The organism is Streptomyces mutabilis, assembly GCF_014649815.1.
Lineage (GTDB): Bacteria > Actinomycetota > Actinomycetes > Streptomycetales > Streptomycetaceae > Streptomyces > Streptomyces mutabilis.
The window spans coordinates 822,629-849,611 of the sequence record NZ_BMTT01000002.1; the positions used below are offsets into that span (position 1 = coordinate 822,629).

Consider the following 26,983-nt stretch of genomic DNA (forward strand, 5'->3'; position numbering starts at 1 on the left):
GGTGGCCCACTGATGGCCGAACAGTTCGTCGGCTCCGGCTGGGCGTTCCCCATGCGCATCGGGCCCACCGGCGGCATCGCCCTGGTCAGCGGCGAGCGCGAGGTCGAGGAGGCCATCCGGCTCGTCCTCGCCACCGCGCCCGGCGAGCGGCCGATGCGCCCCGAGTTCGGCTGCGCCATCCACGACCTGGTCTTCGCCCCGGTCAACGAGCAGACCGCGGGCCGCATCCAGCACGAGGTGTACGCCAGCCTCGACCGCTGGGAGCCGCGCATCGAGGTCCACGAGGTCGACGTCAGCACCGGCACCGACCAGAGCGTCCTCTACATCGACGTCCGCTACTCGATCCGCGGCACCAACAACCCGCGCAGCCTCGTCTTCCCGTTCTACGTCATCCCCTCCCACGACGAGCCGGACCTTCCCGGCGGCTCCGCCGGACCGGCCGGTACATCCGGTCCCGGCGGCCCCACCGGCCTCCCGGGCTCTCCCGAAAGCGACCGCTGATGTCCCTGCCCTCCCCCAACCTCGACGACCGCCGCTTCCAGCAGTTCGTCGACGACGCGAAGCGCTACATCCAGCAGCGCGCCCCGGAGTGGACCGACCACAACGTCTCCGACCCCGGCGTCACCCTCGTCGAGACGGTCGCCCACATGGCCGACCAGATCGTCTACCGCCTCAACCGGGTCCCCGAGAAGAACCACCTGGCCTTCCTCGACCTGGTCGGCATCACCCTCTTCCCGCCCTCCGCCGCCCGCACGGACGTCACGTTCTGGCTGTCCGCGCCCCAGGAGGACGCGGTCCTGATCCCGTCCGGGGCGGAGGTCGCCACCCTGCGCACCGAGCGGGACGACGCCGTCGTCTTCGCCACCGAACACGACCTGGTCGTCGTACCGTGCGCGCTCGGCCACCTGGTGGTGCAGCACCGCGGCGAACCCGTCACCGACCGCACCACGGACCTCGCCGAGGGCAAGGACCTCATGTGCTTCGCCGAGGCTCCCGCCCCCGGCGACTGCATGCTCATCGGCCTCACGGCCGCCACCCCCGACTGCGCCCTCGCCCTCGAACTCGACAGCCGCGTCGACGGCGTCGGCGTCGACCCCCGCCAGCCGCCGCTGGTCTGGGAGGCCTGGACGGAGGACGGCTGGCAGCCCTGCGAGGTGGACCAGGACGGCACCGGCGGCCTGAACCGCCCAGGCGACATCGTGCTGCACGTCCCCGGCGGACACGTCCTGTCCCGCAACGGCGGCCACGAGGCGGGCTGGATACGCTGCCGGGTCACCGACCCGCTGCCCGGCCAGCCCTTCTACACCACCTCGCCCACCATCCGTTCCGCCGAGGCCTACACCATCGGCGGCACCACCCGCGCCGTGCACGCCGAGACCGTCCACGACGAGGCCCTCGGAGAGTCCACCGGCCTGCCCGGTCAGCGGCTGCGCCTCGCCCACGCGCCCGTGGTCGCCGACGACCCGCCGCTCCTCCTCCAGACCGCCGCCGACGACGGTTGGCAGGACTGGCAGGTCGTCCCGCACTTCGCTGCCTCCCGCCCCGACGACCACCACATCACCCTCGACGCCGCCACCGGCGAGATCGCCTTCGGCCCCGCCGTCCGCGAACCCGACGGCACCCTGCGCCAGTACGGCACCGTCGCACCCAAGGGCGCCGTCATCCGCGCCCGCCGCTACCGCACCGGCGGGGGCAGGGCGGGCAACGTGGCGCGCGGCGCCGTACAGGTGCTGCGCACCTCCATCCCGTACGTCTCCGAGGTCGTCAACCGCGAGGCCGCACGCGGCGGCGTCGACGGCGAGACCGTCGAGGAGGCCAAGCTCCGGGCGCCGATCACCCTCCGCGCCCAGGAACGCGCGGTCACCCTGCGGGACTACGAGGAACTCGCCCGCCGCGCCGCCCCCGAGACCGCCCGCATCGCCTGCCTGGAGGGCGAGGAGGGCGAGCACGGCGCCTACGCGGTCCGCGTACTGGTCGTCCCCCAGGCCGTACCCGACCCGGGCGGCCGGCTCCGCTTCGAGCAACTCGTCCCCGGCGACGCCCTGCTGGCCCGCATCACCCGTCACCTCGACGACCGCCGCCTCATCGGCACCCGCCTCGCCGTCGGCCCGCCCTACTACCAGGGCGTCACCGTCGTCGCCACCGTCCACGCCTTCCGCGGCGTCGACACCGACCGCGTACGCCGCCAGGCCCACGACGCCCTCCACCGCCACCTCGACCCACTCACCGGCGGCACCGACGGCAAGGGCTGGCCCTTCGGCCGCCCCGTGCAGACCGGTGAGGTCTTCGCCGTACTGCAACGCGTCCCCGGCGTCGAACTCGTCGACGAGGTCGTCCTGCACCCCGCCGACCCCCTCACCGGAAAGCGCGGCGACCCCACCGACCGCATCGACCTCCAACCGCCCTCGCTGGTCTTCTCCTTCGACCACCGGGTCCGCGTGATCGGGGACGGCACGTGACGACGACGCCCTACCGGGGCTCCGTCGACGGCCTCGGCTCCTCCCTACCCCTGGGCACGATGCTGCCCGCCGTCTTCGCCGACGACGACCTCGCCCAGCGGTTCGTCGGCGGCCTCGACGACGTCCTCGCGCCCATCCTCAGCGTCCTCGACTGCCTGGACACCTACTTCGACCCGGCCCTCACCCCGGCCGACTTCGCCCAATGGCTCGGCACCTGGGTCGGCGCCGAGACCGACGGCACCGAACCCGAGCCCCGGCTGCGCGCCGCCGTCGCCGCCGCCGCCCGCCTGCACCGCGTACGCGGCACCCGGCGAGGGCTGGCGGAGGCCGTACGGCTCGCGTTCGGCGCCGAGCCGGACATCACCGAGAGCGGCGGCGCCGCATGGAACGCCCGTCCCCTCGGCCCGTTCCCCGGCACCCCGCGCCCGCACCTCCACGTCGCCCTCCGGCTGCCCGACCCGACCCCGGCCGACCGGCACCGCCTGGACGCCCTCGTCGCCGCGGCCCGCCCCGCCCACATGCCCTACACCGTCGAAGTGACCGCCTCCGAAAGGACCCCGGAGAGATGACCACGCAGAACTGCGCCGAGTGCGGAACGCGCGCGGAACCGGGCCAGTCCTTCTGCGACGCGTGCGGCGCCGTACTCCGCTGGGAACAGTCCGGCGCCGCCCGCGCCCCCCGCCCTGCCGCCTCCTCCTCGTCCGGGCAGAACCCCGGCTGGGACGTGTTCGACCGCCCGGGCCCCGGCGGCACGGGCGTGCCCCCGGCCCGACCCTCCCTCGCGGACCGGACCCCCACCGGACCCGGCCCGGACCCCGACGCCCCGGACGGACGGCCGACCGCGCCCACCGCCCCCGGCCAGCCGCACGCCGACGGCCCCGCACCCGCCCCGAGCGCGCACACCGGCACGGGTACGGGTACGGGTCCGGGGGCGGGCTCCGGTACGGGACCGGACACGACCCCGGGAGCGGTGACGACGCCGGGCACGGCGACGAGGACACTCCCGGAGACACCCCCGGCACCGAGCACGGGGACCGCCGGCACCACGGAGCCCCAGCACAGCGCTGACCCGCACGCCGCGGAGCCCCACGTCACCGGCACACCCGCGAGCACCGCGGCACCGGCAAGCACCGCGGCACCGACAGCGAGCGGCACGGCACCCGCCGGCGCGGACACCGTGAGCGCCGCACGCGCGGCGAGGGCCGCGCGGGCCGCCAGGACCGCGCGGGTGGCCGCAGGCGCCGCAGGAACCACGGGAACGGCCACCACCGCCGCGCCCACCGGCCCAGCCGGAGCCTCAGAGACCACCTGGCCCACCGGACCAGCCGAACCGCCTGCACCCCCTGCACCGACCGCGCCGACCGCATCCGCCGAGGCGCCCGCTCCCTCCGGGCCCGCCCAGCCCGGCACCACGACCGCCCCTCACCCCTCCGGGACCGCCCACACCGACGCCACGGGCCCCCGCTCCCCCTCCGCCGCCTCCGCGCCCTCCTGGTCGACCGGCGCCGCCACCACGACCCCGGCAGCCCCCGGAGCCACGCCACCCCCCGCCACTGCCGCAACGCACCCCACCCCCACCCCCGCACCTCCCCGGACAGACGGCCAACCCCCCACGGCCCCCACCCCCACAACCACCCGCGACACGGAGGACACCACCCCCACCACCCCCATGACCTCGGCTCCCGCCCCCGCCCCGAACGCCCTCAGCGACACCATGAACCACCGCGCGCGCTCCCTCCTCGTCCCCGTCCCCGATCCGGAGACGCCCGCCCCCGCCCCGCCCCCCGCGGTCGCCCCGGTGCTGCCCGGCCGCCCCGACGCCGACCGGCCCCAGGTGCGCGCCCCCGGCCACCAGCCGGACATCGCCAACGGGCCGCCCTGCCCGTGGTGTTCCACACCCAACCGGCCCGACCGCCACTACTGCGCACGCTGCGCGATGCCCCTGGACCGCACCGGCGAAGGTGAACCCCGCCCCGCCCCGTGGTGGCGCCGCCTCTTCGGCGGCCGGCGCAACGAGACCCCCTGGGCGGGCGACCGGCCGCGCCTGCGCCGCGTGTTCGACCGCATCGGCACCTGGATCACCCTGGCCGTCGTCATCACCCTGGTGGTCCTCGGCTTCGTCTACATCCCCGACGGCGTCCAGGCCACCCGCGACCACTTCGCCAAGCGCGCCCCGGTCTCCCCGGACCGCATCACGGCCTCGCGCTCCTTCACCGGCCACGAGCCGGAACTCCTCATCGACAAGCGCAGCAACACCTGGTGGGGCCCGGGCATCTCGCAGTCCGGCCAGGGCCAGTGGGTCGAGGTCAGCTTCACCGAGCCGACCCGGCTGCTTGACCTGATCATCACCCCGGGCACCTCCACCAAGCCCGACCAGCTCAACGAGTCGGCCCTCCCGCACCGCGTCGAAGCGGTCATCACCAAGAAGGACGGCAGCACCACGACCCGCGACCTCACCCTCGACCAGGGCGCCGGCGGCCAGCGCCGCCCCTTCCGCGTCGGCGAGGTCACCAAGGTCCGCTTCACCATCGAGTCGGCGCACGCGGCCTCCGCAGACAAACAGGTCGCCATCGCGGAGATCGAGTTCTTCGGCCCCTCCAGCGCGAACCGCACCTGACCGGCTCGCCCCGGCACCACCGCAAGTAGCCCGGCTCCCTGCTCCTCGACCTCGGCGGCCCCGGCGGCTCCGGAGTCGCCACCCTGCCCGCCCTCGAAAGGGCCGAGGAGGGGTGGACCAGGCCCCCGACGACGGCACCGACGGGACCGACGCGCTGGTCGAGCTCAACGAACTGGCGGCCAGAACGCTCGCCTTCGAGCACTTCGCCCGGTGGTGCGTCGAGCAGCGCTGCACGCTCGGCTAGGACGACGAAGCGATCGTGAACGCCGCCGTGGCCCTCGAAGTGCTGCTCGAAGCCTCCGCCGGGTGGGGCTACGGCGTAGGCGTTCGCTTACGAGGGGGGCAGCGGCGTATGAGCCACCACACCCCAGCGGCCACCAGAGCAATCACCAGGGCGAGCAGAATGATCGCGGCGGGGTCAATGACGCCGAACATGGGGGGTCTCCTGCGCAGATTTCCGGGATTCAGGTCAGGCCTTCTTGGTTGGCGCTTCTCAGGTGTCGTCCGGCTCCTTGGTCATGTCGACCCGCGCTCCCGGTCGGCCTGGCGGTCGTGACCGGCGGCGACCCCGACGACGACACGACCGACGACAGAGAACGACGCCTTCATAGCCATCACCTGCGACGACTCCAGCGACCGCTACACCGTGGCCGACGTGGAGCGGAGGATGCCCGAGTTCACGAAGGCCTCTGCTCGACGGCCAGCTCCCGAAGCCCGGCACGGTCCGCGATCCGGAACCACTGCCGGAGGGCAAGTAGCCGCCCCGGACCCCGACCGGCCCCGCGATCGCCCGAAGGCCCCGCCGTCCACCGACGGCGGGGCCTTCGCTCAGCTTCCGAGCCCCCTGTCGGATTCGAACCGACGACCTACGCATTACAAGTGCGTTGCTCTGGCCATCTGAGCTAAGGAGGCACTCGCGCGGCGGCGCGCGCGGAGGCTGGTCCACTGTACACAGAGCCGGTGAACGATGTGACGCGAAAGTTTCGGCGAAGTTCACAGCCCCACAGGTACTGACAGATCAGGTGAACGCCAGGTACCGTCCTGTGCCAGTTCACCCGTGTGGACTACACCACACCACCTTCCTACAACGGATCGTCCGGCACGTTCCTGCCGGTAGAAGGGGGCCCATCACCATGGCCACTGTTACGTTCGACAAGGCGACCCGTATCTACCCGGGTTCCACCAAGCCCGCCGTCGACGGTCTCGACATCGCGATCGAGGACGGCGAGTTCCTCGTCCTGGTCGGCCCGTCCGGTTGTGGGAAGTCCACCTCGCTCCGCATGCTCGCGGGGCTCGAGGACGTGAACGGCGGCGCCATCCGCATCGGTGACCGCGACGTCACGCACCTGCCGCCCAAGGACCGGGACATCGCCATGGTGTTCCAGAACTACGCGCTCTACCCGCACATGACGGTCGCCGACAACATGGGCTTCGCGCTCAAGATCGCCGGCGTCAACAAGGCGGAGATCCGACAGAAGGTCGAGGAGGCCGCGAAGATCCTCGACCTCACCGAGTACCTGGACCGCAAGCCGAAGGCGCTCTCCGGTGGTCAGCGCCAGCGTGTGGCGATGGGCCGCGCGATCGTGCGTGAGCCGCAGGTGTTCCTTATGGACGAGCCGCTGTCCAACCTGGACGCCAAGCTCCGTGTCTCCACGCGTACGCAGATCGCCTCGCTCCAGCGCCGCCTGGGCATCACCACCGTCTACGTCACCCACGACCAGGTCGAGGCCATGACGATGGGCGACCGCGTGGCGGTCCTCAAGGACGGTCTGCTCCAGCAGGTCGACAGCCCGCGCAACATGTACGACAAGCCCGCCAACCTCTTCGTCGCCGGCTTCATCGGCTCCCCGGCGATGAACCTGATCGAGGTCCCGATCACCGACGGCGGCGTGAAGTTCGGCAACAGTGTGGTCCCGGTCAGCCGGGAGGCCCTCAAGGCCGCCTCCGACAGGGGCGACCGCACGGTCACCGTCGGCGTCCGCCCCGAGCACTTCGACGTGGTGGAGCTGAACGGCGGCGCGGCCAAGACCCTGTCGAAGGACTCCGAGGACGCCCCCGCGGGTCTCGCGGTCTCCGTGAACGTCGTCGAGGAGACCGGCGCCGACGGCTACATCTACGGCACGGTCGAGGTCGGTGGCGAGTCCAAGGACCTCGTGGTCCGCGTCAGCAGCCGTGCGGTGCCGGAGAAGGGCGCGACCGTCCACGTCGTGCCGCGGCCGGGCGAGAGCCACGTCTTCTCGTCCTCCACGGGTGAGCGTCTCTCCGACTGACGCCGCTCCGGGCCGAGCCCGGCTCCGCGCGCACCGGCAAACCGGAGCTCGCGGAAACCACACGCCCGGGTGAATTCACCCGCATTGACGACAAGAGCCCCGCGGCCTGCTGCGGGGCTCTTGTCGTTGTCGACGCGCACCCCGGCACAACGGACGTTTCGAGCAGTGTGCGTCAACCCCTTACCCATTTCGACGCCGCCCCTCATCCCCTGAAGGGGTGACTAAATGTCGCCAAATCATTACCGGGCGCTACCCTCACTCGCGTGAAGCACTCCGTGAAGCACTCCACCACCCGACAGACGCGACGCGGCCGGGGCCCCGCCCACCGGATCGGCCGCTCTCTCGCCCTCGTCCTGCCCGTCGTCCTGGTGCTCTCCGGGACCCTCGCGGTCACCCGAGTCAACTGGTCGGGGGGCCCCTCGGACTCGGTGCTCGCCGCGTCCGAGGCCTCCGCCGCCAAGGCCGCCTCAGCCCGGGCCGCCGAGCGCGCACCGCACGAGGTGCTGCGCGACCGGCTGCTGACGGAACTGCAGGAGGAGGACCCGGGCGTGGCCCTGACCCACCTCCAGCAGGCGGTGAACGAGCGTCCGTCGCTGGCGGGGCACTGCGCCTCCATCGCCCGCGCCCTCGGCCGCGCCGCGGTCAAGGTGTACGGCCCGACCCGCGCCCAGTCGTACGCGCGCCCCGTCTGCGACACCGCCTTCGCCTCGGGCGTACTGGCCGCGCACAGCTGAGGTGCCGATGAGCCCAGGCGCTGTGCGCTGAGGTGCCGATGAGCGCGGAGGCCGTGCGCTGCTGACGAGGTCGTACGTCGAGGACTCCGCTCGGGCCCGCGGGGCGCCGCGTACAGTTCGGGCATGACCGATCCGAACGCCGCGTCCCGCCGCCCCGTTCAAGCCGTCGTCCTGGCCGGCGGTCAGGGTTCCCGGCTGCGCCCGTACACCGACGACCGGCCCAAGCCGATGGTGGAGATCCCGGGCACCGGGACCCCGATCATCGGCCATCAGCTCGCCTGGCTCGCCGAGGAGGGCGTGACGGACGTCGTGGTGTCCTGCGGCCATCTCGCCGAGGTGCTGCAGAAGTGGCTGGGGGCTGCCGACCTGCCGCTCTCCGTCACGACCGTTGTCGAGACCGAGCCGCTGGGCCGAGGCGGCGGCCTCAAGTACGCCGCGGCGCATCTCCCCCACCCGGACCGGCCCTGGTACGCCACGAACGGTGACATCTGGACCCGTTTCTCGCTGCGCGACATGGCCGACTTCCACGCCGAGCGGGACGCCGTCGCGACCCTCGCCCTGGCCCGTCCGCGGCTGCCGTGGGGCGCCGTGCAGACGGACGGCTTCGGCCACATCACCGACTTCATCGAGGCGCCGCCGTCGACCTTCGAGATCAACGCCGGCGTGTACGTCTTCTCGTCGGCGTTCGCCTCGATGCTCCCGGAGCGCGGTGACCACGAGCGGACGACGTTCCCGAGGCTGGCCCGTGAGCGCCGGCTGGCCGGTTTCCCGATCCCGCAGGGCTCCTACTGGCGTGCCATCGACACCGCGAAGGACCTGACGGAGGCGGCACGGGAGCTGGCGGCGCCGACCGGCCGCTGAGCCGCTGAGCTTTCAGGGCGGTCCAGGCAGCCGATGGTTCGCCGTACGTACGCCGGAGGGGCCCCGCACGCATCATGTGCGAGGCCCCTCCGGCGTACGTACGGCCGCGTGGGCGGCGCCGGGTGGTGGCTAGCCCAGGAGGCCGCCCACCAGGCGGCTGCCCCCCGGCTCTCCGGTGGAGGAGGAGCCACCGCCGCCGTCGCTGTCGCTCCCGCCGCCGCTGGAGCCGCTGCCGCCGCCCGTCGTGGTGCCGCCCGCGGTCGGCCCGGCCGTGGTGCTCGGTGCCCGGTCGGCCGGGGTGGACTGCCGGGGCGGGGCCTGGCCCGTGGTGCCCTGGGTCTGGCTGGGCGTGACGCCGGCAGTGGTGCTGTCGCGGGTCGCTCCGGACGTGGTCGCGGCGTCCGCGGAGGGCGTGGCCGCGTCGCCGGTGGCGCCCCGGGTGGGGGAGGCGGAGGCCTCGGGTGAGGTCTTCGGCTCGCGGGTACCGGACTCCTGCGGGAGCGGGCTGCCGGGCAGTTCGTTGCGCGGGGCCTCGCCGGGTCCGGGGACGACCACGCGGTCGGCGTCCCGGACGGCTCCGCCGAGCAGCGAGCCGACCAGGAGGGTGACACCGGCGACGAGGAAGGTGACGAGGGCGCCGCGGCGCAGCACGTAGCGGCGCAGGTCCCAGATGTCGGCGCGGGGGCCGAGGCGTCGCCAGGCGCTGCCGGCGAGCCTGCCGTCCACGGAGTAGACGGGCGCGCCGGCGATGATCAGCGGGGACCAGGCGGCGAGGTAGATGATGTCGGGCGCGTCGTAGACGGGGATGCTCTTCCAGCTGACGGTGACGAGCAGCGCGGCGGACAGGCCGGCGCCGATCACGGCGGCGACGCGCTGCCAGCAGCCCAGGACGGTCAGGACGCCCACGAGCACCTGGAGGAAGGCGATCACGAGCCCGGCGCCGACGGGGTGGGCGAGGGCGAACTGGCGCAGCGGCTCGGCGACGTCCCAGGGGTGCAGGGTGTTGAGCCACTTGACCATGGAGCCGCGTTCGCCGCCGTCGAAGTAGACGGGGTCGCAGAGCTTGCCCATGCCGGCGTAGATGGAGATGAAGCCGAGGAAGACGCGCAGCGGGAGCAGCACGACGCCGAGGTTCATGCGGCGGCCGGGGAAGTAGGCGTGCCGTGCGTCGTCGTCGGCGTGCCGCCGGGTGCGCGGCTCGGGCTCTTCCGTGCCCTCGTCGTAGCCGTACCCGTCGTCGTACTGTCCGGGTCCGGTGGTGAAGTCCTCGCCGGCGTAGGCGGGTTCGTCGTGGACGCTGCCGACGGTGCGCATGGCGGGCAGCAGCCGGGTGCCCTCGGGGACGGGGCCGCGCTGGGCGCCGACGAGGGGGGTCTCGATGGTCTGGGTGGCGGGCCCGTCGTCGTAGCCGTCGTAGCCCTGGTAGCCGTCGTGGCCCGGGGCGCCTCCGTCGATGCCGACGCGGGGGATGACCTGGGTGGCTCCGGCGTCGGCGGAGGTGTCGGCGGCCGGGTCCTCGGCGTGGCGGCCGGCGCCGGCCCGCACCGCCTGGAGCAGGCGGTGGGCGCCGGTGTCGTCGGGGTCGGACCGCCCGCTCCAGACGACGGCGCGGCGGCGGGCGGCGCCGGGTGCGGTGCCCGTCACGGGCATGCGGGCGGGGTCCTGGGTGGCGCTCAAGTGCCGCGCGATCCGCGGGGACCGGGTCCGCCCGGCGGAGGCACCGAGCTGCACGCGGAAGGTCGCGTGATTGACGATGACCTGGGCCGGATCGCTCGGCACCTTCACCATGCTCAGCGCGGGAGCGTCGTCGTATCCCGACGAGCGGTCCCCCGTGGGTGTGCGGGGTGTTCTGGTGTCCACACTCATCTAACCGAGTGACGTGTCGTTAGGACACTGCCTTGACCGTCCAGATCTGTCCGGACCGCGTCAAGCCTGCCCGAATCCCCCGGAACACCACGTAGGGGTTACGCCGCCGAACGCCCGTTCAGGAGCGCCGCCGCGCCGCCTCGTACAGCACGATGCCCGCCGCCACACCGGCGTTCAGGGACTCCGCGCCGCCGGGCATCGGAATCCGCACCCGGAAGTCGCAGGTCTCCCCGACGAGCCGGGACAACCCCTTGCCCTCGCTGCCGACCACAATGACCACGGGCCCGTCCAGGGCCTCCAGGTCACCGAGTTCGGCCTCGCCGTCGGCGGCGAGGCCGACGACCGTGATCCCGGCCTTCTGGTACTGCTCCAGCGCCCGGGTGAGGTTGGTGGCGCGGGCCACCGGCGTGCGGGCGGCCGTGCCGGCGGACGTCTTCCAGGCGCCCGCCGTCATGCCGGCCGCGCGCCGCTCGGGCACGACCACGCCGTGTCCGCCGAAGGCGGAGACGGAGCGGACGACGGCACCGAGGTTGCGCGGGTCGGTCACGCCGTCGAGGGCGACGATCAGCGGGTCCGCGCCCTCGTCGTGCGCGGCGGCGACCAGGTCCTCGGGGTGCGCGTACTCGTACGGCGGGACCTGGAGGACGAGGCCCTGGTGGTTGAGCCCGTTGGTCATCCGGTCCAGCTCGGGGCGCGGCGCCTCCATGAGGTTGATGCCGCCGCGCTCGGCCGCGAGCTGGAGCGCCTCGCGCACCCGCTCGTCGTTGTCGATGAACTGCTGGACGTAGAGCGTCGAGGCGGGCACGCCGTCGCGCAGGGCCTCGTAGACGGGGTTGCGGCCGACGACGAGCTCGGACGTCGACCGTCCGCCGCCGCGCCGCTGCTGGGTGCGTCCCGTGGCGCGGCGCGCCTTGGCGTTGGCGGCGCGCTGCTTGGCGTGCCCCTTGCGCATCTCGGCGGGAGGCGTCGGCCCCTTGCCTTCCAGGCCCCGGCGCCGCTTGCCGCCGCTGCCGACCTGCGCGCCCTTCTTGCCGGACATGCGGCGGTTGTTCGCGGCCATGAGTTACCTGTCTCCGCTCTCTACGGGAGTGTGCGTCGTACGTGCGTCTTGTGCAGTGTGCCGCCCGGAGGGCCGGGCGGCACAATCGATCTACGGGGCCGGGCTCCGGCACCCGGCCGGGTCAGCGGGAGCCGAGGCTCCAGCGGGGCCCCTGCGGGCCGTCCTCGATGACCAGCCCGGACCGTCCCAGCTCGTCGCGGATGGCGTCCGCCGTGGCCCAGTCCTTGCGGGCCCGCGCGGACTCGCGCTGGTCGAGCACGAGCCGTACGAGGCTGTCGACGACGTGCCGCAGGTCCTCGCCCTGCTCCTGCTCCCCCGCCCACTGCGGTGCCAGCGGGTCGAGCCCGAGCACACCGAGCATGGCCCGCACCTCGGCGAGGCGCCCGACGGCGGCCTCCTTGTCGTCGGCGGCCAGCGCGCTGTTGCCCTGCCGGACAGTGGTGTGCACGACGGCGAGGGCCCCCGGGACGCCCAGGTCGTCGTCCATCGCGTCGGCGAAGGCGGGCGGCACCTCGGCGGCGGGCTCGACGGCGTGGCCGGCCAGCTCGGTGACGCGCTGTACGAATCCCTCGATGCGCGCGTACGCCGACTCGGCCTCGCGCAGGGACTCCTGGCTGTACTCGATGGTGGAGCGGTAGTGCGGGGTGCCCAGGTAGTACCGCAGCACGACCGGCCGCCACTGCTTGACCATCTCGCTCACGAGCACGCTGTTGCCGAGCGACTTCGACATCTTCTCGCCGCTCATGGTGACCCAGGCGTTGTGCACCCAGTACCGGGCGAAGGCGTCGCCGAAGCCCTCGGCCTGGGCGATCTCGTTCTCGTGGTGGGGGAAGATCAGGTCGATCCCGCCGCCATGGATGTCGAACTCCTCGCCCAGGTACTTGTGCGCCATGGCCGAGCACTCCAGGTGCCAGCCGGGCCGCCCCCGCCCCCACGGCGTCTCCCAGCTCGGCTCCCCGGGCTTGGCCGCCTTCCACATGGCGAAGTCCCGCGGGTCCCGCTTGCCGGTCTCGCCCTCCCCGGAGGGCTGGCGCAGCTCGTCGAGGTCCTGGTTGGACAGCGACAGGTACCCGGGCAGGGACCGTACGTCGAAGTAGACGTTGCCCTCGGCCTCGTAGGCGTGGCCGCGCTCGATGAGGCCGCGCATCATCTCGACCATCTCGGTGATGTGACCGGTGGCACGCGGCTCGTACGTCGGCGGGAGGCAGCCGAGGGCGTCGTAGGCGTCGTTGAACGCCCGCTCGTTCTCGTACCCGATGGACCACCAGGGGCGGTTCTGGTCCGCGGCCTTCTTGATGATCTTGTCGTCGATGTCGGTGACGTTGCGGATGAAGGTGACGTCGTAGCCGCGGTAGGCGAACCAGCGGCGCATGATGTCGAAGTTCAGCCCGGACCGGATGTGCCCGATGTGCGGGGCGGCCTGCACGGTGGCACCGCACAGGTAGATCGAGACGCAGCCCGGCGTGAGGGGGGCGAAGTCACGGATCTGCCGGGCGCTGGTGTCGTACAGGCGAATAGTCACGTCTCCAGGGTAGTGGGCGCGGGGCAGTGCCACGGGCCGCACGTGCCCACGTCGTTGCCCGATCGTCCCCCGCCCCGGCCCGGAGCCGCGGGGTGCGGGGGCGCGGCCCCGCACGGCACGCCCGCCGCCACCGGCCCGCCGCCGGGTCGGCTCGCCCCCGCTCAGCCCACCCGCACGACCAATGCCGTGGCCACCGCCATCAGCCCTTCCTCCCGCCCGGTAAAGCCCAGCCCGTCCGTGGTCGCGCCGGACACGGACACCGGCGCCCCCACGGCCTCCGACAGGACCTTCTGCGCCTCGTCCCGCCGCTTGCCGATCTTCGGCCTCGGCCCGACCACCTGCACCGCGACGTTCCCGATCCGGAACCCCGCCGCCCGTACGATCCGCGCCGCCTCCGTCAGCAGCGTCACCCCGGAGGCCCCGGACCACTCCGGGCGGCCGGTGCCGAAGTGCTGCCCGAGGTCCCCGAGCCCCGCCGCCGAGAACAACGCGTTGCACGCCGCGTGCGCGACGACGTCCGCGTCGGAGTGCCCGGCCAGCCCGGCCCCCTCGCCCTCCCACTTCAGTCCGGCGCACCACAGCTCGCGCCCGTCCTCGAAGGCGTGGATGTCCGTACCGATCCCGACCTGCGGCAGCAGGACGGAACCGTCCGTGTCAGAACCCATCGTTCAGCCTCCTGCGCGCCAGCACCGCCTCCGCGAGCACGAGGTCGAGGGGCCGCGTCACCTTGAACGCCTCCTCGTGCCCCGGCACGACCACCACGGACAGCCCGAGCTGCTCGACCATGCTCGCGTCGTCGGTGACGTTCTCGGTCACCGTCCCGTGGGCCCGCACCAGCGTCTCCCGGTCGAATCCCTGCGGCGTCTGCACCGCACGCAGCCGCGCCCGCTCCGGCGTCGCCACCACCGGCTCCGGCTCGCCCGGCACGGCGGCCGGCTCGACCTGCTTGACCGTGTCGGCGAGCGGCAGCGCCGGCACCACGGCGGGCGCCCCCTCGCGCACGGCCTCGATCACGGTGTCCACCGTGTCCACCGGAACCAGCGGCCGGGCCGCGTCGTGCACGAGGACGATGTCGTACTCGGGCGGCAGCGCGTCCAGACCGAGCCGTACGGACTCCTGCCGCGACTCACCGCCGGGGACGACGAGGAAGTCCGTCCACTCCGGCAGCGCGTGCGCGTCGAGCAGGCTCTTGACCTCGGCCGCGCCGTCGGGCGGGGCGACGACCACGACCAGGGAGACCCGGCGGGAGGCGGCCATCGCCCGCACCGCGTGGATGAGCATGGGCGTGCCGCCCAGCGCGCGTAGGGCTTTCGGGGCGCCCGGTCCGAGCCGTACGCCCCGGCCGGCGGCCGGAATCACGACCGCGGTGCGGGTGTTGGCACGGGTGTGGGGAAGCATCTGAGCGGGCGAGTGACGTGATTCGTCAGACATCGGTTCCTGTCAGGTTTGTGTGCTCGACCTAGTTGGGTATGGCCTCACCGTGCCGGGCGCGACGCCTTGACCGGACCCTTCCGTGACCCTGGTCGAGCCAGCAGCCCGGGCCCGGCACGCCAGGACGGGGGAAGTCTCCCGGGTGATCGTACGAGGACCTGGTCCGGGTACGGACATGCCGCAGCGCCCGGCGACAGCAGAGATGTCATCGGGCACCGCGGCATTTCAGTGCGCTGAACCGAGCGGGCAGCGGCCTGCGCCTCGCCTCGGGAGGCGCGTCAGGAGGCGAGCACCTCGTCGAGCAGGGCCTCCGCCTTGTCCTCGTTGGTGTTCTCCGCGAGAGCCAGCTCGCTCACCAGGATCTGGCGGGCCTTGGCGAGCATGCGCTTCTCACCGGCGGAGAGTCCGCGCTCGCGCTCGCGGCGCCACAGATCGCGTACGACTTCCGCGACCTTGATGACGTCGCCGGAGGCGAGCTTCTCCAGGTTTGCCTTGTAACGACGCGACCAGTTCGTGGGCTCCTCGGCGTACGGCGCGCGCAGCACCTCGAAGACCCGGTCCAGCCCGTCCTGACCGACCACATCACGCACGCCGACGAACTCCGCATTGTCCGCTGGCACACGTACCGTCAGATCGCCCTGGGCGACCTTCAGCACCAAGTAGGTCTTGTCCACGCCTTTGATCTGGCGAGTTTCGATAGCCTCGATCAGCGCGGCCCCGTGATGGGGATAGACCACGGTGTCGCCAACCTTGAACGTCATGTGACAGGTACCCCTTCCGTGGCTATCCAGGGTAACACGGATACGGCGTCTTCTGAATGGCGTTTTCGCAGGTCAGGGCATATCTCGGGGCTTGACAACAGCAACATGAACGTGCTGCGCCGGGCGAGCGGAAGAAAGTATTCGCAGGTCGGAGCGGCTCTTCGGGCGGGGCGAAACGCGCATGTCACACACATCCGGAGGCCGTCTCACCTGTCCGAAGATCCCCATATGTCCGGTTCCAGGCGTGCGACTTCCGCTACTCCGTTCGGTGGCCGGGACGGGGTTCCGGCCGATTCCGGAATTGATCACGAGCCGCCCCGGCCGACGCTCGGATGATCGATTTCCTGTCCGTCCGCGCATTCCTTCACGGAAAATTCGCGCACCGATCGGCGACCGGTATGACGAAGGGCTTCTTATGTGAATGGCGGACGAGTGCGGGCCGCAAAACGAGCCGCGGAGCAGTCCGCCGGCGCCCTCGCCGTGCACCCGGAAGTGAGTGGGCCGCGCGGCCCGTCCTACCGCCTGCCGGGCGAAGCGGATCCCCTTCGGGGAGGGTCGGGTGCGGCCGCCCGGGAACGGCTCGGTAGCCTGAGGCCGCTGACAGTCACTTAGGGCGGCTTTATCCGTTGCCGCCGCCTCGCTCGAGTCCAAGGAGTTGCCGCCGCCGTGAGCAGCAGCCTTCGACGCGGCGCCCTCGCCGCCGCCGCCATCGCGTTCTCGATCGCCTCGCTCGCCGCGTGCGGTGCCGGTCACAACGCCCAGTCGCTGGAGATCAAGCCGGACAACGCTGCGACGACGGTCGGTGACATCCAGATCCAGAACGCGGTCGTCATCACGCAGCCCGACCTGGAGTCGACCGGCCCCGCCGTGGTCTCCGCCACCTTCTTCAACAACGGCAGGACGGACCAGACCCTCGAGTCCATCACCGTGGACGGCACCGACAAGTCCGCTGAGCTGAAGCCCGCCAAGGGCCAGAAGGGCGCCGACGGCGGCCTCACCGTCCCGGCGGGCGGTTCCCTGATCCTCGGCGGCGAGGGCAACGCCTCCGCCGTCCTGCCGAGCAGCCGCGAGGCCGTCCAGGACGGCAACGCGCAGAAGATCACCTTCACCTTCAGCAAGACCGGCGAGGTGGGCCTGGAGGCCTTCGTCGTCCCCGCCGAGAGCTACTTCTCCGAGTGGGGCCCGAGCGACGTCCCGGCGGCGCCCGGCGCGTCGGCGAAGCCGTCCCAGGGTGAGTCCGGCCGTCCGTCCGACGGCGAAACCTCCGGCGCTCCGTCCGACGGCGAGTCCGCCACCGGCCCGGAGGGCGCCACTGGCACCCCCTCCGGCGAGGCGGACGAGACCGGAGCGGCCACCGCCTCCGAGGGGACCGGCGCCGAAGCCGGCCACTGAGCACCGCGGGCACGGCGAAGGGCGGGACCTCCCTGGAGGTCCCGCCCTTCGCCGTACGTCGCGTGGGCGCCCGGGAGCGCCGGCCGCTCTACGGCTCGAACTTGTACCCGAGCCCGCGCACCGTCACCAGGTACCGCGGCGCACCCGGGTCGGGCTCGATCTTGGCGCGCAGCCGCTTGACGTGGACGTCGAGGGTCTTGGTGTCACCGACGTAGTCGGCGCCCCACACCCGGTCGATCAGCTGCATGCGGGTCAGCACGCGGCCGGCGTTGCGCAGCAGCATCTCAAGCAGGTCGAACTCCTTGAGCGGCAGGTCGACCTTGGTGCCGCCCACGGTCACCACGTGCCGGTCGACGTCCATGCGGACGGGACCGGCCTCCAGGGCGGCCGGGGCGACCTCCTCCGGCTCGCCGCGCCGGCGCAGTACGGCACGGATGCGGGCGACCAGCTCGCGGGAGGAGAAGGGCTTGGTGACGTAGTCGTCGGCCCCTATCTCCAGCCCGACGACCTTGTCGATCTCGCTGTCCTTGGCGGTCACCATGATCACGGGGACGTTCGATCGACCGCGCAGCTGGCGGCAGACCTCGGTGCCCGGCAGACCGGGCAGCATCAGGTCGAGGAGGACGAGGTCGGCGCCGTTGCGCTCGAACTCGTCGAGTCCGTCGGGGCCGGTGGTCGCGACGGCGACCTCGAAGCCCTCCTTGCGGAGCATGTACGACAGGACGTCGGAGAAGGACTCCTCGTCCTCGACGACGAGCACACGGGTCACGGAAGGACCTCCGGAGCGGGAAGCGTTTCGTACGGGGAAGTATGGGGGGATGAGGGGGACCGCTCGTTCTCGGCGCTGAGTCCGGTGCGGTCGGGTCGCCGCTGTGCACGGTCGCGGGCGGGGCCCGACTCCGGCAGTCGCAGCGTGAAGGTGGAGCCCTGGCCTTCGGCGCTCCACACCGTGACCTCCCCGCCGTGCGAGGCGACCACGTGCTTGACGATCGCGAGACCCAGACCGGTACCACCGGTGGCCCGGGAGCGGGCGGGGTCCACGCGGTAGAAGCGCTCGAAGACGCGCTCCTTGTCCTTCTCCGAGATGCCGATGCCCTGGTCGGTCACGGCGATCTCGATCAGGTCGCCGCCGGGAGCGTTCACGCGGCGGGCGGCTATGCCGACGCGGGTGCGGGCGGGCGAGTAGTTGACGGCGTTCTCGACGAGGTTGCCGAGCGCGGCGGCGAGCTGGCCGCGGTTGCCGCGCACGTGCAGATCCGCCGTTCCTCCGGCGGCCATGGTGATCTGCTTCGTGCCGGCTGCCTGCCGGCAGCGGTCGATGGCCTCGGCGACCAGCTCGTCCACGCGGACGGGCTCGGCGTCGTCGAGGGGGTCGTCGTTCTGGACCCGGGACAGGTCGATGAGCTCCTGCACCAGGTTGGTGAGCCGGGTGGCCTCGATCTGCATCCGCCCGGCGAACCGCTCCACGGCCCCCGGATCGTCGGAGGCGTCCATCACGGCCTCGGACAGCAGCGAGAGCGCGCCGACCGGCGTCTTGAGCTCATGGCTCACATTGGCGACGAAGTCGCGCCGTACGGCCTCGATGCGACGGGCCTCGGTGAGGTCCTCGACCAGCAGCAGCACCAGCCGTGACCCGAGCGGCGCGACGCGCGCGGAGACGGCGAGGGCCTCCCCCCGCCCGTTCCCGCGCCGCGGAAGGTCCAGCTCGACCTGCCGTATCTCGCCGTCGCGGCGGGTGTCGCGGGCCATCTGGAGCATCGGCTCGACGGCGAGCTTGCCGCCCCGGACCAGTCCGAGGGCGTACGCCGCCGAGCTGGCCTTGACCACCGCGTCGGCCTCGTCGAGGACGACGGCGGAGGAGCGGAGCACCGACAGCACGGTGTCGACGCCGGGCGGGAGCACCGGGTCCGTGTGGAGCGAGGTGCGCGTGGGGCGCTTCTGCTCCCGCTCACTCCAGCGGAACGCCAGCATGGCGATGACGCCGGTGAGCACTCCGGCGATCGCTGCCGCTGCGGCGACCGCCGCGTTCACGTCCATGCCTCCAGGTTAGGCACGGCGAACGGTCCCGCCCCAGCCATCCGACTGCGACCTCGAACACTCGTCGCCCAGAGTTCACCTTGGAGCCAGGGATGGTTCATTTGTGGTGACGGAAACGGACGCGTACAGGCCGGAACGTGTAAGCGTGGGGGCACGGCAAGGGGTGCGAGCCGATGCGAACCGGCGCGAGCCTCCTAAACAGACGCACGAGAGGGAACCCTGATGCGGGACGCGTACCACGAGGAACTGGATTCGATCGGCGACGGTCTGGTGGAGATGGCCCGGCTGGTCGGGTCGGCGATCGGACGCGCCACGACGGCGATCCTCGACTCCGACCTGAAGCTGGCCGAGGCCGTCATCGAGGCCGACCAGAAGGTCGACGAACTCCAGCACGAGCTGGAGGCCCGGGCGATAACCCTGCTGGCCCGGCAGCAGCCGGTCGCCACCGACCTGCGCATCGTCGTCACCTCGCTGCGGATGTCGGCCGACCTGGAGCGCTCGGGCGACCTGGCCCAGCACGTGGCCAAGCTGGCCCGGCTGCGCTACCCGGAGCGCGCGGTGCCGCACGACCTGCACGCGACCATCCTGGAGATGGGCCAGCTCGCGCAGCGCCTGATGGCGAAGGCGGCCGAGGTGATCACCACGAAGGACGTCGACCTGGCCCTCCAGCTGGAGCAGGACGACGACGCGATGGACCTCCTGCACCGGACCCTCTTCCAGCACCTGATGGACGACCGCTGGAAGCACGGCATCGAGACGGCCGTCGACGTCACCCTTCTGGGCCGCTACTACGAGCGCTACGCCGACCACGCCGTCGCGGTCGCCAAGCGCGTGGTCTACCTGGTCACCGGCGAGCACGCGGACGAGCTCCAGCCGGACATCCAGCCGACGACGCAGGTCGAGGGCGCCTGAGACCGCTCGGGCCGCCTGGGGGCGCACCTGGTCACCCCAGTGCGCCGTTGATGCGACGGCCGCTCCGGGCGTGCAATGGACCGAGGCACACCAGCCTCCAGGAGGAACCATGGCCGATTCCCCCAGCACGCCCGGCACGAAGCAGCCCGACCCCACCCGGGAACGCCGCACCGAGCGGCCCCCGGAGATCCGCGCCCTGCCCCTGATCGCGGCCTGCGGCTGCGGCTCGGGTTGCGGCTGCGGCTGCCAGTCGGGAAACCCCTGCCAGTGCGGCTGACCCGCTCGTAGCGTCAGCGCCGGCTGAGCGAGGGCACGGCGGCCGGTTCGCCCCGGCCGCCGTAAGCGCGCACCCTGGAAGAAGGACCCAGCGAAGACCCTGAAGGGGGTGCGAGGCCATGGCTCACTTCATGGACGTGCACCACGGCATGCACGGCATCACCGCAGACCAGCTCCACCAGGCCCACCAGGCGGACCTCGCCCTGGAGAAGGACGAGAACGTCCACTTCGAGCGGGCGTGGGCGGACCCCGGCTCCGGCACGATCTACTGCCTCTCCGAGGGCCCGTCGGCCGACGCGGTCCAGCGCGTCCACGAACGCGCGGGCCACAGGGCGGACGAAATCCACGAGGTACCGCTGACGGTCTAGGCCCGGCCCCGCTTTGAGTACGGGTACTCAGGCTCCCCGGCGTGCCGCGTCCCACCCTGGAACAGGAAGAGGACGAAGACGACCCCGGGGAGACCGAGACCCGATGAAGACCAGCACCCGGATACGCACGCTCACCCGCCTGACCGTCGCCAACCGCGCTTCGGCCGTCTACCTGGCCCTGGTCGGCGGCGCGATGGCCGTCGCGGCACTGGAACCCCTGTTCGCGAACAACCCGGACGCCTCCCTCATCTGGGTCTGGCCGGCCCTGTTCACCTTCCCGGCCTTCGGCTTCGTGGCGTGGCTCGGCGAGGCGGGCTGGGGCGGCGATGCCCCGGCGTGGTTCCTCGTCGGCGGCATCGTGCTGTCGGCGCTGGCCCAGTCACTGGCGCTGGGGGCGGCGTGGGAGGGGCTGCGAGGCCGGCGGCGGGGGCGAGGGCGGCTGACGACGGCGGGCTGAGCCGCGAGCGCCGCAGAGATGGGACAGCCCCTCCGGACCGGACGACTTCGACGACTGGGTGATCCGCACCGTACTGAACCCGGAGACGCCCCTCTTCCGCGAAGCGCGCTACCTCCTCGCCGAGGAACCCGACCTGCGCGACACCGCGCTCTACCTCTCGGTACTCGGAGCGGTGGCCGAGGGCAACACCACGCGCGGCGGCATGGCCGGCTACCTGGAACGCAAGGCCACCGACATCGCCCATCCCATCAACGTCCTGGAGGACGCCGGGCCTGCTTCAGCGCGAGGCGGACGCCTTCCGCGCCAACCGCTCCACCTATCGCATCTCGGAACCCCTGATCGCCTTCTACCACGCCGTGATGCGCCCGGTCTGGCCCCAACTCGAACGCCCGGGCAACGCGGCCCGGGTCTGGAAGGCCAGCCGACGCCGCTTCGTGGCCAACGTCCTCGGCCCCCACTTCGAACAGGTCTGCCGCGAGTGGGCCCTGCATCACGCCGACCCCGACCTCCTCGGTGGTCTCCCCGCCCACGTCGGCCACGGCGTCGTGAACGACCCTCCGACACGCACGTTCCACGAGGTGGACGTCGCCGTCGTGGGAGTCGCCGACGGTACAAAGCCTCCCCTGCTGGCGATCGGCGAGGCCGAGTGGAACGACACGACGGGCATCGCCCACATCGACCGCCTGTGCCACATCCGCGACGTCATCACCCGCACCGCCCGCTACGACACCAGCCGCACGAAGCTCCTCTGCTTCAGCGGCACGGGCTTCAACGACAAGACCCGCCAGGCCGCCGACACGTCACCGGACGTACAACTGGTGGACCTGCCGGAGCTGTACGGCATGCCGCACCCCTGACCACGCCCCTCCCCCGCACCCGACCGAACCGGACCCCAACGATCGGGAAGCGCACCCCCGCCCCCTGCCACGGTGGATGTCGAAAGGAGGCCTCGTGATCTCGGCACTCAACAAGCTCATCGACCTCGTCGAAAAACACCTCACCGAGGAACTCGACGTCCCCGCACTGGCCGGAACGCTCGGCACCACCGAGTACCACCTGCGCCGGATGTTCTCGTCGCTGGCGGGCATGCCGCTGTCGGAGTACGTGCGCCGGCGCCGCATGACGGTCGCCGCCGCCGACGTCGTACGCGGTGAGGACGACCTGCTGAGCATCGCCGTACGTTACGGATACGGCTCCACGGAGGCGTTCGGACGTGCGTTCCGGACGGTCCACGGCGCCGCTCCGCGTGACGTACGCCGTGACGGAGGCCCCCTTCAGACACAACCGCAGCTCAGGTTCCGCCTGACCGTCGAAGGGAGCACCCCCATGGACACCCGCTTCGCCGACCGCCCCGCCTTCCGCCTGATCGGCCACGCCACCCGCGTCCCACTCATCCACGAGGGCGTCAACCCGCACATCCAGCAGCACATCGCCGCGCTGCCGCAGCAGGAGCACGCCCGCCTGAAGTCCCTCGGCGACACCGACCCGGCGGGCCTGCTCCAGGTCTGCGACGACCTGGCCCCCGACAGCCCCGAGGGCAGCGAACTGACCTACCTGCACGGGGTCGCCGTCACCCGGGACACCCCGGCCCCCGACGACCTCGACGCCATCGAGGTACCGGCCGGCCGGTGGGTGGTCTTCCGCAGCGCGGGCCCGTACCCGGAAACCCTCCAGACGACCTGGGCGGCCACCGCCTCGGAATGGTTCCCGTCCAACCCGTGGCGACTGCGCCCGGGCCCCTCGATCGTCGCCGTCCTCGACCGCGCGGGGGACTTCTCGACGGCGACCTGCGAACTGTGGCTCCCGGTGGAGCCCGCGTAAGTCCCTCGAAGAGGGCGGGACGACCGGATTCGAACCGGCGTCCTCGCGGTTCTGGAGACCGCTCGCGTCGACCGCTGCGCTACGTCCCGCCCTCGGCCGCGATCGTAACGGCTGAGGGCGGGACGGTCGCGCGAGATGCGCGGGTGCCCCGCGCGAAGTAGGACAAGATCTGACCTCGATGCCTCATAGCGTGGTCCTACACCGACGGAGCAGGAACCCCGGAAGGCGGACACCATGACCTCCAACGAGCAGACCACCCGCGAAGCGGCCACGGCGACGGCAGCCACCGGCGAGCGCGCCGACCTGCTGGAGATGCTGGCCAAGCACCGGCACTTCCTGCGCTTCACCACCCGCGACCTCACCGACGAGCAGGCCGGCCTCCGGCCCACCGCCGGCGAGCTGTGCCTGGGCGGTCTGATCAAGCACGTGACGTCGGTCGAGCGGGGCTGGGTCGACTTCATCCTGGAGGGCCCGTCCGCGATGGGCGACTTCACGGCCATGACCGAGGCCGACTGGGCCGAGCGGGACGCCGAGTTCCGCATGCTGCCCGGTGAGACGCTGGACGGCGTACTGGCCGCCTACGCCGAGGTCGCCCGCCGCACCGACGACCTGGTCGCCACCCTCCCCGACCTCGACGCCGCGTGGCCGCTGCCGAAGGCCCCGTGGTTCGAGGCCGACGCACAGTGGTCGGCCCGCCGGGTGCTGATGCACATCATCGCCGAGACCGCCCAGCACGCCGGTCACGCCGACATCATCCGGGAGACCCTGGACGGCGCGAAGAGCATGGGCTGACAACACCCGGTGGATACGCCCCTCACTTGTGCCGAGCGTGCGAGCGAGGGACGTGCTCGTGACTTCTGCGGCACCCGACATCGTCAGTGGTCGTCGCTGGTGTGCTGAACGCGTGGTCGGCTTCCGAGGGCGTCCAGCTCTGTGGAGCGGCTGCATCCCCGGTCCTGTCCGGGGGCGGCCCGGGAGCGACCCGGGACCCGACCGACGGCCGGGCTTCGTCGATGGCCAAGAGTGACATCCGCCAGGGCCGACCACGCACCAAACGTGCAGCGAGGCCAGACACGCCGGTTGGCCGCGCTCGCACTCAGACGTCGAAGTCGTAATCCAAGACGTACGACGCGGCGTCCAGCGTCATTTCGTTGACCTCGACGGAACGACCGTCGCCCGCGCCCCGAGCTGGACCGGATGACCGACGGGCTCAACCACCAAGGTGGTGCAGCGGTGATTGAGGCTCGGCATTGACAGCCGGACCGGCTTCCTGGCTTCGCGGCATCTGCTTGCAGGCTGGCACCGGCCGCTGGCGTGCTACCTCAAGCGCAGGGCCGACACGCTGATGCCCTCCTCTGGTGGCAGGCTCCCTCAGCTTGACGGCGGAACCGAGTCCGGCCCGAGGGCGATGCTTGGCGGCCCTGTGACTGCGGCTCTCGTGGCCGTAACCGGCCGACCGACAGCCCGCCCGAAACCGAGGACCGCGCATGCTACCGCTCCTCGTCGAGGATTCCACGGCCGCCAGTCCCGGGCGACTCCGCGCCGCATGGCAGGCGGCCCACAAGCCCGCTGCCGGAGTGTCCCGGCACATGCAACTTGGGCGCGTAGCGAGTCCTGATCAATGGGTGGCCCATCGAGGGCCTTTGTCCCAGATCATCGAGGCACGTAGGAGCAGGCCGGCGAGGTAGCTGTCCGGCTTCTTGTCGTATCGGGTGGCCGATGCCGCGGCCTCCGCTTGTTGATCAGCCGCTCGCTGGTGTTTCCCTTCTCGTAGAGGTCGGCGTCGACTGGCGGGCCGACCGAGACTGCGGCAGAGCCCTTTCCCTGACCCGACCCGGACCTTTTCCGCCCTGGGGCCCCGATCGCCCCTGAGCAGTCCCCGATCAGACCCGGAGAAGCCCCTGACAGGGGCTCCACATGGTCGACAGTGCACCTAACGTGACGACGGTGCACGGGCCGGGTCCGCATGCCTGACACGACCGCTCTCTTCACGAGGAGGTTCCATGCCGTTAAGGGGCAGATCCGCACTGCGGCGCATTGCCGTGCGAGGCACGACCATGGCCGTGGCAGCCACCATGGCCGTCATCACCGGCCTCCCCGCCGCTCCCGCGGTCCACGCGTCGCCGTCTGCCGCAGGGGCCCTGCGGTGGGCACCGTGTGACGACCCGGAGAAGCCGGGAGCCGAGTGCGCCACTCTTTCGGTGCCAGTCGACTGGACCCACCCGGACGGGCCGAGACTCGACCTGGCTGTGGCCCGCCGCAAGGCCACCGACCCCGGCGCACGCGTCGGCTCGATGGTGTTCGGCCCCGGCGGGCCGGGCGATTCGGGTGTGGAGATGGTGGTGGGGCGTATCAGCCGGTTCAGCCCCGAGATCCGCCGCAGGTTCGACATCGTCAGCTTCGACCCGCGGGGCGTGGGCGGCAGCGCCCCTGTGACCTGCTCCGGCGCCCTGCTTGCCGAGCGGCCGTCACCGGAGCTGAAGAGCCAGGCGGACTTCGACGCCACCATGGCGTACAACAGGCGGCTCGGTGCCGACTGCCGGGCCCGTACCGGCCCGGTGTTCGACCACCTTGACACCGCCCAGACGGTCCGGGACGTGGACGCCCTCCGGGCCGCCCTCGGCGAGCGGAAACTGACCTTCCATGGCAGCTCGTACGGCACGCTGCTCGGGGCACAGTACGCCGAAACCTACCCGCGCCGCATGCGCGCGATGGTGCTGGAGAGCGTCATGGACCACAGCGTGCAGGCCACCCGTGACTTCCTGCAGGCCGAGGCGGCCACGGCAGAGGATTCATTCCAGGAGTTCGTGAAGTGGTGCGACGGTGCCGCAGACTGCGCGCTGCACGGCCGCGACGTCCGCACCGTCTGGCAGGGCCTGTTGGCCCGGGCCGGGCGCGGCGAGCTGGAGGACCCTGCGAAGCCGGGCACCTCGTTGTCGTCTTCTGACCTGGTCAACAAGATCGCGTTCCGGAAGCTCTACGAGGCCGACTACGCGGGCCTGGCCACGGCGATCGCGGGGATGGAGGCGAGCAAGCCGCTGCCCGCGTCGCCCGCCTCGACAGCGCCGCTGCCTACGGCCACGCCGGTCTTCTGCTCGGACTGGCACCTGCCAGTGCGCGACTACAAGGAGTACGCCTCGCTCGTCGCCATGATGAACATGACGGCGCCTGACCTGCCTTACCTGCTGCCGATCCACATGGCAGCGGCGTGTCTGGGCGCGCCGACCGCCAACCCGCAGCACCGCCTGGACGTAAACGGTGCCCCGCCGATCCTGGTGTCCAACGCGCTGCATGACCCCGCCACCGGCTACCCGTGGGCGGTCTCGGTGGCCCGGCAGCTCGGCCGCAGCGGCGTGCTCCTCACCTACGAGGGCCACGGCCACGGCAGCGTCACCAGCGGCCCGTGTATGGAGGACGCCGTGGACAGCTACCTCACCGACCTGGCAGTCCCACGACGGGGCACCAGCTGCCCCGCCGTGCCGTCCTGACAACTCGCCGATCCGGATCCGTCTGGAAGGCGGATCCGGTAGCAAGACGATCATGACGCGCAGACGAGTTACGGACGACCAGTGGAAGTGATCGAGCCGTTCATGCCGATTGGCGAGTACGGTCCGTACCCCGAGCGGCTGCGGGATCAGTTCGACCGAGTGATCTGGCGATTCAGGACAGGCGCTCAATGGCGTGAGATGTCCGGCGAGTTCGGGCCCTGGCCGACCGTCTACGGACGCTTCCGGGTCTGGAAGAACGCCGGCGTCTTCACCGCTAGGAAGCCGCAGACGAGCAGGAACACGCCCGGGAAAAAGGGGCGACGAGGCGGAACAGAACGGGCGGAACGACAGAAGCGAACCTGGGCATGCCGACAAGGCGTACTCGTCCCGCGCCGACCGCGCCCACTTGCGCAAACCGGCGTCGAAAGCAACGGGACGGCCGCCCCGGCTGCCCTTCTTCTTGCGGTTGGCAGCCTGGTCCTTCCCCTCAGGAGTCACGGTCATCCCGGCAGCCATCGGTGCCACTGTCCTCACGCTCGGTACTGTCCTGACCCTCGTCACCCAGCTCATGGGCACCACCATCCGAGGCGACGACCTGCCCGCCGACTACCCCAGCGAAAAGGGCGGCTGGCAGACCGCCTGGTTCTACGT

General features: G+C 71.9%; 25 protein-coding genes, 2 tRNA genes and 3 pseudogenes. 18 read left to right on the top strand and 12 right to left on the bottom strand.

What is annotated here, in order from left to right:
- Positions 1 to 12: 12 nt before the first annotated feature.
- The 5 genes from IE142_RS08030 to IE142_RS37325 all read left to right on the top strand — a co-directional run bounded on the left by IE142_RS08030 (position 13) and on the right by IE142_RS37325 (position 5,320).
- Entirely contained in the window at positions 13 to 501 is a 489-nt protein-coding gene (locus tag IE142_RS08030) for a GPW/gp25 family protein (RefSeq protein WP_191885002.1), read from the top strand.
- Positions 501 to 2,459, top strand: coding sequence for a putative baseplate assembly protein (locus tag IE142_RS08035; protein WP_191885003.1), 1,959 nt, complete (start codon positions 501 to 503; stop codon positions 2,457 to 2,459). Before IE142_RS08030 ends, IE142_RS08035 begins: the two co-directional genes overlap by 1 nt.
- Before the next feature lie 59 nt (positions 2,460 to 2,518).
- Positions 2,519 to 3,028 carry a phage tail protein gene (locus IE142_RS08040; RefSeq protein ID WP_191885076.1) on the top strand — a complete coding sequence of 170 codons (510 nt, stop codon included), beginning with the start codon at positions 2,519 to 2,521 and terminating at the stop codon, positions 3,026 to 3,028.
- Positions 3,025 to 5,076, top strand: coding sequence for an NADase-type glycan-binding domain-containing protein (locus IE142_RS38705; RefSeq protein WP_440862264.1), 2,052 nt, complete (start codon positions 3,025 to 3,027; stop codon positions 5,074 to 5,076). Before IE142_RS08040 ends, IE142_RS38705 begins: the two co-directional genes overlap by 4 nt.
- A 112-nt stretch (positions 5,077 to 5,188) precedes the next feature.
- On the top strand, positions 5,189 to 5,320 hold the full coding sequence (locus IE142_RS37325) for a hypothetical protein (protein WP_268252951.1): 132 nt from the start codon (positions 5,189 to 5,191) through the stop codon (positions 5,318 to 5,320).
- 594 nt (positions 5,321 to 5,914) lie between these two features.
- Here IE142_RS37325 and IE142_RS08050 read toward each other — a convergent pair.
- A tRNA-Thr gene (locus tag IE142_RS08050) sits at positions 5,915 to 5,988 on the bottom strand.
- 221 nt (positions 5,989 to 6,209) lie between these two features.
- On the opposite strand from IE142_RS08050, the gene msiK reads away from it, so the two are divergent.
- From msiK to IE142_RS08065, 3 genes are all read left to right on the top strand, one after another.
- The gene (gene msiK / locus IE142_RS08055; protein ID WP_191885004.1) at positions 6,210 to 7,346 is read left to right on the top strand and encodes a diacetylchitobiose ABC transporter ATP-binding protein MsiK; all 1,137 of its coding nucleotides are present in this window, start codon (positions 6,210 to 6,212) and stop codon (positions 7,344 to 7,346) included.
- Between the two features lie 275 nt (positions 7,347 to 7,621).
- Positions 7,622 to 8,080 (top strand): hypothetical protein, encoded by a 459-nt coding sequence (locus IE142_RS08060; protein ID WP_191885077.1) that lies wholly within the window; start codon positions 7,622 to 7,624, stop codon positions 8,078 to 8,080.
- Positions 8,081 to 8,203: 123 nt separating this feature from the next.
- A complete protein-coding gene (locus tag IE142_RS08065) occupies positions 8,204 to 8,941 on the top strand; it encodes a nucleotidyltransferase family protein (protein WP_191885005.1) in 738 nt (245 codons plus the stop codon).
- A 129-nt stretch (positions 8,942 to 9,070) separates the two neighbouring features.
- On the opposite strand, the gene IE142_RS08070 is transcribed toward IE142_RS08065, so the two are convergent.
- The 6 genes from IE142_RS08070 to IE142_RS08095 all read right to left on the bottom strand — a co-directional run bounded on the left by IE142_RS08070 (position 9,071) and on the right by IE142_RS08095 (position 15,581).
- Complete coding sequence (locus tag IE142_RS08070) at positions 9,071 to 10,807, bottom strand: DoxX family protein (RefSeq protein ID WP_191885006.1); 1,737 nt, start codon at positions 10,805 to 10,807, stop codon at positions 9,071 to 9,073.
- 118 nt (positions 10,808 to 10,925) lie between these two features.
- A complete protein-coding gene (gene rlmB, locus IE142_RS08075; RefSeq protein ID WP_043381893.1) occupies positions 10,926 to 11,867 on the bottom strand; it encodes a 23S rRNA (guanosine(2251)-2'-O)-methyltransferase RlmB in 942 nt (313 codons plus the stop codon).
- Positions 11,868 to 11,988: 121 nt separating this feature from the next.
- Positions 11,989 to 13,389, bottom strand: coding sequence for a cysteine--tRNA ligase (gene cysS / locus IE142_RS08080; protein WP_191885007.1), 1,401 nt, complete (start codon positions 13,387 to 13,389; stop codon positions 11,989 to 11,991).
- A gap of 161 nt (positions 13,390 to 13,550) precedes the next feature.
- Positions 13,551 to 14,054, bottom strand: coding sequence for a 2-C-methyl-D-erythritol 2,4-cyclodiphosphate synthase (ispF, locus tag IE142_RS08085; protein WP_043381897.1), 504 nt, complete (start codon positions 14,052 to 14,054; stop codon positions 13,551 to 13,553).
- A complete protein-coding gene (ispD, locus tag IE142_RS08090; RefSeq protein WP_191885008.1) occupies positions 14,044 to 14,820 on the bottom strand; it encodes a 2-C-methyl-D-erythritol 4-phosphate cytidylyltransferase in 777 nt (258 codons plus the stop codon). Before ispD ends, ispF begins: the two co-directional genes overlap by 11 nt.
- A 278-nt stretch (positions 14,821 to 15,098) precedes the next feature.
- Positions 15,099 to 15,581 carry a CarD family transcriptional regulator gene (locus IE142_RS08095; protein ID WP_003953493.1) on the bottom strand — a complete coding sequence of 161 codons (483 nt, stop codon included), beginning with the start codon at positions 15,579 to 15,581 and terminating at the stop codon, positions 15,099 to 15,101.
- A 666-nt stretch (positions 15,582 to 16,247) separates the two neighbouring features.
- On the opposite strand from IE142_RS08095, the gene IE142_RS08100 reads away from it, so the two are divergent.
- Positions 16,248 to 16,973 carry a copper chaperone PCu(A)C domain-containing protein gene (locus IE142_RS08100; RefSeq protein ID WP_191885009.1) on the top strand — a complete coding sequence of 242 codons (726 nt, stop codon included), beginning with the start codon at positions 16,248 to 16,250 and terminating at the stop codon, positions 16,971 to 16,973.
- An 88-nt stretch (positions 16,974 to 17,061) separates the two neighbouring features.
- On the opposite strand, the gene phoP is transcribed toward IE142_RS08100, so the two are convergent.
- Complete coding sequence (gene phoP / locus IE142_RS08105) at positions 17,062 to 17,733, bottom strand: two-component system response regulator PhoP (RefSeq protein WP_466747773.1); 672 nt, start codon at positions 17,731 to 17,733, stop codon at positions 17,062 to 17,064.
- Between the two features lie 5 nt (positions 17,734 to 17,738).
- On the bottom strand, positions 17,739 to 19,010 hold the full coding sequence (phoR, locus tag IE142_RS08110) for a two-component system sensor histidine kinase PhoR (RefSeq protein ID WP_191885010.1): 1,272 nt from the start codon (positions 19,008 to 19,010) through the stop codon (positions 17,739 to 17,741).
- 222 nt (positions 19,011 to 19,232) lie between these two features.
- Between phoR and phoU the strand changes: the two genes are divergently transcribed.
- The 6 genes from phoU (at position 19,233) to IE142_RS08140 (ending at position 22,844) form a co-directional block, all read left to right on the top strand.
- The gene (phoU, locus tag IE142_RS08115) at positions 19,233 to 19,922 is read left to right on the top strand and encodes a phosphate signaling complex protein PhoU (RefSeq protein ID WP_043381908.1); all 690 of its coding nucleotides are present in this window, start codon (positions 19,233 to 19,235) and stop codon (positions 19,920 to 19,922) included.
- Positions 19,923 to 20,031: 109 nt separating this feature from the next.
- On the top strand, positions 20,032 to 20,199 hold the full coding sequence (locus IE142_RS08120; RefSeq protein ID WP_107489139.1) for a hypothetical protein: 168 nt from the start codon (positions 20,032 to 20,034) through the stop codon (positions 20,197 to 20,199).
- Positions 20,200 to 20,317: 118 nt separating this feature from the next.
- Positions 20,318 to 20,566, top strand: coding sequence for an SCO4226 family nickel-binding protein (locus tag IE142_RS08125; protein WP_191885011.1), 249 nt, complete (start codon positions 20,318 to 20,320; stop codon positions 20,564 to 20,566).
- A gap of 103 nt (positions 20,567 to 20,669) precedes the next feature.
- A complete protein-coding gene (locus IE142_RS08130; RefSeq protein ID WP_191885012.1) occupies positions 20,670 to 21,023 on the top strand; it encodes an SCO4225 family membrane protein in 354 nt (117 codons plus the stop codon).
- Between the two features lie 359 nt (positions 21,024 to 21,382).
- The gene (locus tag IE142_RS36425; RefSeq protein WP_229830234.1) at positions 21,383 to 21,880 is read left to right on the top strand and encodes a hypothetical protein; all 498 of its coding nucleotides are present in this window, start codon (positions 21,383 to 21,385) and stop codon (positions 21,878 to 21,880) included.
- A 94-nt stretch (positions 21,881 to 21,974) separates the two neighbouring features.
- A complete protein-coding gene (locus tag IE142_RS08140; protein WP_191885013.1) occupies positions 21,975 to 22,844 on the top strand; it encodes an AraC family transcriptional regulator in 870 nt (289 codons plus the stop codon).
- 14 nt (positions 22,845 to 22,858) lie between these two features.
- Here the strand turns inward: IE142_RS08140 and IE142_RS08145 are convergent.
- Positions 22,859 to 22,933, bottom strand: a tRNA-Trp gene (locus tag IE142_RS08145).
- Positions 22,934 to 23,078: 145 nt separating this feature from the next.
- Between IE142_RS08145 and IE142_RS08150 the strand changes: the two genes are divergently transcribed.
- Positions 23,079 to 23,636 (top strand): DinB family protein, encoded by a 558-nt coding sequence (locus IE142_RS08150; protein ID WP_191885014.1) that lies wholly within the window; start codon positions 23,079 to 23,081, stop codon positions 23,634 to 23,636.
- Between the two features lie 304 nt (positions 23,637 to 23,940).
- Here IE142_RS08150 and IE142_RS38710 read toward each other — a convergent pair.
- Together IE142_RS38710 and IE142_RS38715 are read right to left on the bottom strand one after the other, a co-directional pair.
- Positions 23,941 to 24,024 (bottom strand): annotated as a pseudogene (locus IE142_RS38710) (GntR family transcriptional regulator); the annotation flags it as partial.
- A 438-nt stretch (positions 24,025 to 24,462) separates the two neighbouring features.
- A pseudogene (locus tag IE142_RS38715) lies at positions 24,463 to 24,701 on the bottom strand (hypothetical protein); the annotation flags it as partial.
- A gap of 146 nt (positions 24,702 to 24,847) precedes the next feature.
- Here IE142_RS38715 and IE142_RS08155 point away from each other — a divergent pair.
- Together IE142_RS08155 and IE142_RS08160 are read left to right on the top strand one after the other, a co-directional pair.
- Positions 24,848 to 26,332: an alpha/beta hydrolase gene (locus IE142_RS08155; RefSeq protein WP_191885015.1), complete on the top strand. Its 1,485-nt coding sequence runs from the start codon at positions 24,848 to 24,850 to the stop codon at positions 26,330 to 26,332.
- 52 nt (positions 26,333 to 26,384) lie between these two features.
- Positions 26,385 to 26,608, top strand: a pseudogene (locus tag IE142_RS08160) (transposase); the annotation flags it as partial.
- Between the last annotated feature and the right edge of the window lie 375 nt (positions 26,609 to 26,983).

Excerpts from the sequence above, each read along its gene's own strand:
- IE142_RS08130 (WP_191885012.1), top strand. The coding sequence starts at position 20,670 with ATGAAGACCAGCACCCGGATACGCACGCTCACCCGCCTGACCGTCGCC.
- IE142_RS08065 (WP_191885005.1), top strand. The coding sequence starts at position 8,204 with ATGACCGATCCGAACGCCGCGTCCCGCCGCCCCGTTCAAGCCGTCGTC.
- IE142_RS38705 (WP_440862264.1), top strand. The coding sequence starts at position 3,025 with ATGACCACGCAGAACTGCGCCGAGTGCGGAACGCGCGCGGAACCGGGC.
- IE142_RS36425 (WP_229830234.1), top strand. The coding sequence starts at position 21,383 with ATGCGCCCGGTCTGGCCCCAACTCGAACGCCCGGGCAACGCGGCCCGG.
- IE142_RS08030 (WP_191885002.1), top strand. The coding sequence starts at position 13 with ATGGCCGAACAGTTCGTCGGCTCCGGCTGGGCGTTCCCCATGCGCATC.
- rlmB (WP_043381893.1), bottom strand. The coding sequence starts at position 11,867 with ATGGCCGCGAACAACCGCCGCATGTCCGGCAAGAAGGGCGCGCAGGTC.
- phoR (WP_191885010.1), bottom strand. The coding sequence starts at position 19,010 with ATGGACGTGAACGCGGCGGTCGCCGCAGCGGCAGCGATCGCCGGAGTG.
- ispF (WP_043381897.1), bottom strand. The coding sequence starts at position 14,054 with ATGGGTTCTGACACGGACGGTTCCGTCCTGCTGCCGCAGGTCGGGATC.
- IE142_RS08125 (WP_191885011.1), top strand. The coding sequence starts at position 20,318 with ATGGCTCACTTCATGGACGTGCACCACGGCATGCACGGCATCACCGCA.
- IE142_RS08155 (WP_191885015.1), top strand. The coding sequence starts at position 24,848 with ATGCCGTTAAGGGGCAGATCCGCACTGCGGCGCATTGCCGTGCGAGGC.
- phoU (WP_043381908.1), top strand. The coding sequence starts at position 19,233 with ATGCGGGACGCGTACCACGAGGAACTGGATTCGATCGGCGACGGTCTG.
- IE142_RS08040 (WP_191885076.1), top strand. The coding sequence starts at position 2,519 with ATGCTGCCCGCCGTCTTCGCCGACGACGACCTCGCCCAGCGGTTCGTC.
- IE142_RS08095 (WP_003953493.1), bottom strand. The coding sequence starts at position 15,581 with ATGACGTTCAAGGTTGGCGACACCGTGGTCTATCCCCATCACGGGGCC.
- IE142_RS08120 (WP_107489139.1), top strand. The coding sequence starts at position 20,032 with ATGGCCGATTCCCCCAGCACGCCCGGCACGAAGCAGCCCGACCCCACC.
- msiK (WP_191885004.1), top strand. The coding sequence starts at position 6,210 with ATGGCCACTGTTACGTTCGACAAGGCGACCCGTATCTACCCGGGTTCC.
- IE142_RS08150 (WP_191885014.1), top strand. The coding sequence starts at position 23,079 with ATGACCTCCAACGAGCAGACCACCCGCGAAGCGGCCACGGCGACGGCA.
- IE142_RS08070 (WP_191885006.1), bottom strand. The coding sequence starts at position 10,807 with ATGAGTGTGGACACCAGAACACCCCGCACACCCACGGGGGACCGCTCG.
- IE142_RS08035 (WP_191885003.1), top strand. The coding sequence starts at position 501 with ATGTCCCTGCCCTCCCCCAACCTCGACGACCGCCGCTTCCAGCAGTTC.
- ispD (WP_191885008.1), bottom strand. The coding sequence starts at position 14,820 with ATGTCTGACGAATCACGTCACTCGCCCGCTCAGATGCTTCCCCACACC.